At 72.5% G+C, this 5,522-nt stretch carries 6 protein-coding genes; all 6 read right to left on the bottom strand.

Translation table 11 applies throughout. From position 1 onward, the window contains the following. On the bottom strand, window positions 1-296 hold a 296-nt coding region (locus A9W96_RS27865), incomplete at its 3' end, for a glycosyltransferase family 9 protein (protein ID WP_369830881.1). Then, window positions 287-982, bottom strand: coding sequence for an SDR family oxidoreductase (locus A9W96_RS27860; protein WP_066881964.1), 696 nt, complete (start codon window positions 980-982; stop codon window positions 287-289). The genes A9W96_RS27860 and A9W96_RS27865, both read right to left, overlap by 10 nt. 11 nt (window positions 983-993) lie before the next feature. Further along, window positions 994-2,400, bottom strand: a complete 1,407-nt coding sequence (locus A9W96_RS32405) for a PfkB family carbohydrate kinase (RefSeq protein ID WP_231999940.1) — start codon at window positions 2,398-2,400, stop codon at window positions 994-996. Beyond that, a complete protein-coding gene (locus A9W96_RS32400) occupies window positions 2,397-2,966 on the bottom strand; it encodes an SIS domain-containing protein (protein WP_067144476.1) in 570 nt (189 codons plus the stop codon). The genes A9W96_RS32405 and A9W96_RS32400 overlap by 4 nt, the downstream gene beginning before the upstream one ends. Continuing rightward, complete coding sequence (locus tag A9W96_RS32395; RefSeq protein ID WP_197499685.1) at window positions 2,963-3,976, bottom strand: glycosyltransferase family 9 protein; 1,014 nt, start codon at window positions 3,974-3,976, stop codon at window positions 2,963-2,965. Before A9W96_RS32395 ends, A9W96_RS32400 begins: the two co-directional genes overlap by 4 nt. After that, window positions 3,973-5,457, bottom strand: coding sequence for an HAD-IIIA family hydrolase (locus A9W96_RS27840; protein WP_067144475.1), 1,485 nt, complete (start codon window positions 5,455-5,457; stop codon window positions 3,973-3,975). Before A9W96_RS27840 ends, A9W96_RS32395 begins: the two co-directional genes overlap by 4 nt. Window positions 5,458-5,522: the final 65 nt, after the last annotated feature.

Raw genomic sequence — 5,522 nt, 5'->3', positions numbered from 1 at the left:
TCGATGCTCTGCGGTCCGCAGCCATGCAGGTTGATCGCCAGCTCCGGCGGGCCGCCCAGCGGCTGGACGTCGCCCAGCTCGTTGGTGGGCAACAACTCGTCGATCGCGCCGGTGAGCATGGCCAGGTCGCGGTAGCGGTCGGGGGCGGCGAGCATCACCCGCGCCCCCGGATAGTGTCGCCGCAACCCACGCAGCGCCGGCACCGCCGTGAGCAGGTCGCCGAGCCCCAGGGCGCGCAGCACCACGATCCTGCCCGGCGCACCGGCGTCGAGAGTCGCTGCGCCCCTTAGGGCCACGACGACTCCGTCGAGGCGCAGACCACCATCTCACGCACCTCACAGCCGGCCGGTTGGGAAAGCGCGAAGAGCACGGTCTGGGCGACGTCTTCGGGCTGATTGAGCTTGGCGTCCGCCGGCGGCTTGTACTGCTCGGGGCGCCCGTCGAAGAACGGGGTGTGCATGCCGCCGGGGATCAGTAACGTCACGCCGACCTGTCCGGCCAGCTCGGCCGCCAGCGCGCGAGTGAAACCGACGACCCCGAACTTCGACGCGCAGTAGGCGGTGGCGTCGCTGACCGCCTTGATGCCCAGCGTGGAGGCGCAGGTGACGATGCGCCCCCGGGTGGCCTTCAGGTACGGCAGCGCGGCGCGGATGACCGCGGCCGTGCCGACCAGGTTGACGGCGATGACCTGCTCCCATTCCTTGGCGGGGACCTGCTCGAGCGTGCCGCAGGAGTCGATGCCGGCCGGGGTGAATACACCGGTGATGCGGCCGTTCACCTTGTCGGCCAGGGACTCGACGGCGGTCGCGACCGCACCGGTGTCGGCCAAATCGCAAGCGACATAGGGGACGTCGGCCGCCGGTGGTTTCTTGTCGATCACCAGCGGCAGGCCACCGCGGGCGGATACCGCGGCCACGGTGGCCGCACCCAATCCGGAGGAGCCGCCGGAGATCAGCACACCTTGCAGCGATTGTTGGTTCATATCAACACCTTTCAGCTATGTTCGCGGCGCGACGTTGCCGCGGCGATCAATCGGGAAGACGAATAGCCCGCCACCGTGGGCAGGATCATCACCTCGCCGCCGTGGCGGTACATCACATCGGCTTCGGGCAGGTCGGCGGCCACATAGTCGCCGCCCTTGACCCAGATGTCGGGTCGCAGATCTTCCAGCATGCGCTCCGGGGTGGGGCCGTCGAAGATGGCCACCGCGTCGACACAGGCCAGCGCGGCCAGGACGCGGGCCCGATCCGCGTCACGCATCACCGGCCGCCCACTGCCTTTCAGCGCCCGGACCGACGCGTCCGAATTCACCAACACGATCAGCGCGTCGCCGAGTTCGCGGGCCTGCCGAAGCAGTCGGATGTGCCCGGTGTGCAACAAGTCGAAACAGCCGCCGGTGGCCACCAGCGTGCCCCCGCGACGGCGCAGCCGCGCCGCCAGCGCAACCGGGTCGACCGTGCTGGCGTCCTCGAGGCCCGCGGCGCCGGCCAGCACGTCAGATCCCTTGCTGGACACCGGTGTCGACACCGACGCAGCGCCACCGGCGCTGACGAACCGTGCCGCGTCGCCGACCGCGGCTCGCACTGCGGTGACCGCGTCGGCACCGTCACCGAGCGCCACCGCCGCGGCGACCGCGAACCGGTCGCCGGCCCCGCAGACGTCGGCCGCACCCGCCGCGGCGCCCTGCGGGACTCCGATGTGATGGACGCCCGCCTGTGGCAGGTAGACCCGAGCGCCCTGGGCTCCGCGAGTGATGCACACCGCGGCCGCACCCCACCTCTGCAGCAACAGTTCTGGGCCGTCACCCGGCGATTCCCCACAGAACGCTTGCGCCTCTTCATGATTCGGCGTCACCAGCGCGCATCCGGGTATCGGCGGCGCGCCGCGCGGGTGCGGATCCCAGACGGTGGGTATTCGGCGCGCCGCTTCGGTCAACGCCGTCCGGATTGCCGGCAGCGCGGTCACGCCCGCGCCGTAGTCGGCGACGCAGATCGCCCGGGCGCCGGCCAGGGCGTCGGCGACCTCGGCGGCCACCGGCCGGTCGATCGGGGCGCCGTCACCGCGATCGACCCGAAGCATCGACTGACCGCGGGCCCGGATCCTGATCTTGCTCACCGTCGTCCCGCTCATCGGCAGTGCCAGCACCCGCACCCCCGAGGCGGCCAGCAGGTCGTGCAGCCTTCGTCCCGCGTCGTCGTCGGCGATGCCGGTGATCAACACCACGGCGGTCTCGGTGCGGGCCGCGAGCAGGGCCGCCAGCCCGGCCCCACCCGGCCGCTGTACGAGCCGTTCGGCATCGACCACCGGCACCGGGGCCTCGGGGCTGAGCCTGCTCGCCGAGCCCAAGATATCGATGTCCAGGATCGAATCACCGACGATGACAAGCGGTTTGGTGCTCACGATGCTTCCCGCCGCAATAGGACATCGTCGAGGGCCATGCATAACCCGTGAATCAGCATCAGGTGGACCTCCTGCACGGTCGCCGTGCTGCCGGCGTCCACGCAGATCGCCTCGTCGCATATGCCGGCCAGCTCGTTGGGTCCCCGGCCGGTCAACGCCCAGGTCACCATGCCTACGTCCTGCGCGGCTTTGGCCGCCGTTATCACGTTGCGGCTGGCGCCGCTGGTCGACAACGCGACCAGCACGTCGCCCGCCCGGCCGTGTGCGCGCACCCCGCGCGCGAACATCTCCTCGTCGCCGTAGTCGTTGGCGATCGCGGTCAACGCGGAGGTGTCCGCGTGTAAAGCGATGGCGGACATCGGGATCCGCTCCTCGTGAAAACGCCCGACCAGTTCCGCGGTGAGGTGCTGGGCCTCGGCGGCGCTGCCGCCGTTCCCGCACGCCAGCAGGCGGCCCCCGCCGGGCAGCACCATCGCCAGCTGACGGCCCCAGCCGCGCAGCCGGGCCGCCTCGGCGCTGGTCCGCCGCACCGCGTCTTGCAGCGCATCGAAGTGCACCTCGATCATGGCTGTCCTCCTTTTACCGCGGCGATCAATTCCGCATCGGTGATGTGGTCCAGGCAGGGGTGCCCGGGTACCGGGCAGACCCGCGCACGGCTGGCCCGGCACGGCGCGGACTGATCGCCGAGGACGCTGACGTGCGGCCCGTAGGGCCGCCATTGCGCGGCCGGCACCACGGGGGCGAACAGCGACACCACCGGGGTGTTCACCGCGGCGGCCAGGTGGGCCGGGCCGGTGTTGGGGGCGACGACCACCTGCGCCGCCGCGAACACCGCGGCGAGTTCCGCGAGGCTGGTACGACCGCCGAGATCGGCGGCCACATCCCGCGCTACCGATGCGGTCAGCGCGGCCTCGTCGGGGCCGCCCGTGACGACGACGCGGTGGCCGGCGTCGACGAGCGCGGCCACCATGGCCGCGCTGCGCCCCGCACTGGGCCGCCGGGCCGGCACGGCCGCGCCGGGGTGAAACACCACGAACGGCCCGGTCCCGATCTCGGTCGCCAGCCGCGGCGGCACCGGGTCCGCCGCCCGCACGCGCAGCCCGCCGTCGTCGCCCGCGGGCAGGGCGCAACCGGCCGCCCGCACCAGCGACAGCGCCCGCTCCGGCTCGGGGATTCCGTCGGGCACCTGATGCCGCAGGTTCAACAGCGCGCCGGGGTAGTCCACGCAGATGGCGCCCACCCAGGGCACCGCCGCCATGCGGCACAACAGGGCCAGCGGCAGCGGCGACTGATGAAACGACGTGAAGATGTACACCCGGTCGGGGGCCAGATCGCGCAGCTGCTTGATCAGCGCCTCGGCATGCGCGGCGGTCAACTCGGGCGCCTCGAAATCGACCCAGGGCGCCTGCCATTCGACGATCTCGTCGACACCGAGCAGCAGCTCGGCCGCGTCCCGGCCGCGCGGCCCGACCAGCATCGTCAGCCGGTCGTGGTGTGCGGCCACCGCGCGCACTGCGGGACCGGTGATCAGCACGTCACCGGCGCTGTCCAGGCGGGCCACCACGGCGGTGCTCATTGGCACTCCGAAAGCACCAGGGACACTGCGTCATTCAGCGTCGCGGCCACGCGCGCGTGCTGGCGCGCGTGCTCGACCTCGCCGGGCAGGGTGCGGTCGGTGGGAACCAGCACCGCCCGGGCGCCGGCGGCCAGGGCGGCCCGGACGTCGCCGCCGGTGTCGCCGATCATCACGCAGCGCTGGGGCGGCACGGCCAGGGCCTCGGCCGCCGCCAACACCATGCCCGGCCGCGGCTTGCGGCATCCGCAGCCGTCGGTTGCGTCGTGGACGCACACCTGCCAGGAGTCGAACGGGCCGAGCACGTCGTCCACCCGGTCGTTGACGCTGCTGAGCTGTTCGGCGCTGATCAGTCCGCGCGCCACCCCGGACTGATTGGTCACCACGGCCAGCAGCAGGCCGCGCCGGCGCAGCCGAGCCAGCGCCCGGGCGGCGTCGCGGGTGGGGCGCACCCCCGCCGGATCGTTGAGGTAGGGCTTGTCGACGATCAGGGTGTCGTCGCGGTCGAGGAGCACCGCGAGCGGCGGATCGCGCCGCGCCCGGCGAAACGTCCATTCCCCGGCCAACCGGTGGGCCACCGCGACCGGGGGGATGATCGCGCTGCTCAGCGAAAGCCGCAGCGCCTCAACACCACTGCGTGGTCCGCTCAGCCAGCGCCGGGCGGTGAACTCCACCGTCAACAGCAGCCACAGGGTGGCGGCGCGGCGGGCCGCGCGGCGGCGGCGCACCAGCGCGGCGCCCAGGGCCAGCGCGCCGGTCAGGGTGGTGGCCGAGTGCGCCGGCAGCCGGCCCGGCCCTTCGCCGATCTGGTCGCGCCAGGACCGTCCGTACTTGCGGCGCAGCAAGGCGTTGTCTCGGTTACCGATCTGCGCCCGCACGCTCGAGCGCCAGGTCGCCGGCGCGACGGGGTGAGTCGAGCGACGTTCGCCGCGTAGAATCGTCCCGCCCGCCAGCACAATCCGCAGCGCCAGGTCGGAATCCTCGCGGTAGGCGCGCGGAAACCGCTCGTCGAATCCGCCGACCGCCACCAGCGCGTCGCGGCGATACGCCATGTCGGCGGTGATCCATCGCGCCGTCGACAACCGCGCGGTCCGGCGCTCGTCGTCGGTGGGGCGGCGGTGCGTCGGGACCTCGAGCACCGCCTGCGACCCGACCGCACCGGCGGCGTCCGCGGCCTTCAGGTCGATGCACAACGCCGACTCCCAATCCGGATCCGGCACCACGTCATCGTCCAGGAAACACACCCAGCGGGTGGTGGCCGCACGCCATCCCACGTTGCGGGCGGCCGCCGGCCCGCGTCCGCCGCTGCGCAGCACCCGCACTCCCAAGTCGTCTCCCAACGCCAAATCGCGGGGCGGTCCCGGCCGGTCGTCGACCACCACGACCTTCGGCGGCACCGGCCCCGCACCGCGCTTCAGCGCAGTCAGCAAGCGCCGCAGCGAATCCCGACCGATGGTGGGGATCACGAGCGTGTACTCGGGCATCACAGGTACCGCCTGACCAGGTAGGGGCCGAGGGCCAGCACGTCGATCGGTGAACTGCCGAACAC

This window comes from Mycobacterium sp. 1245852.3, assembly GCF_001669335.1.
GTDB lineage: Bacteria > Actinomycetota > Actinomycetes > Mycobacteriales > Mycobacteriaceae > Mycobacterium > Mycobacterium europaeum_A.
Note: the sequence above shows the minus strand (reverse complement) of the source record. Positions and strands in the feature narration are given on the sequence as shown.

What these genes read in the sequence shown, in the direction of transcription:
- A9W96_RS32400 (WP_067144476.1), bottom strand. Translation starts at nt 2,966, where the DNA reads ATGATCGAGGTGCACTTCGATGCGCTGCAAGACGCGGTGCGGCGGACC.
- A9W96_RS27860 (WP_066881964.1), bottom strand. Translation starts at nt 982, where the DNA reads ATGAACCAACAATCGCTGCAAGGTGTGCTGATCTCCGGCGGCTCCTCC.
- A9W96_RS32395 (WP_197499685.1), bottom strand. Translation starts at nt 3,976, where the DNA reads ATGAGCACCGCCGTGGTGGCCCGCCTGGACAGCGCCGGTGACGTGCTG.
- A9W96_RS27840 (WP_067144475.1), bottom strand. Translation starts at nt 5,457, where the DNA reads ATGCCCGAGTACACGCTCGTGATCCCCACCATCGGTCGGGATTCGCTG.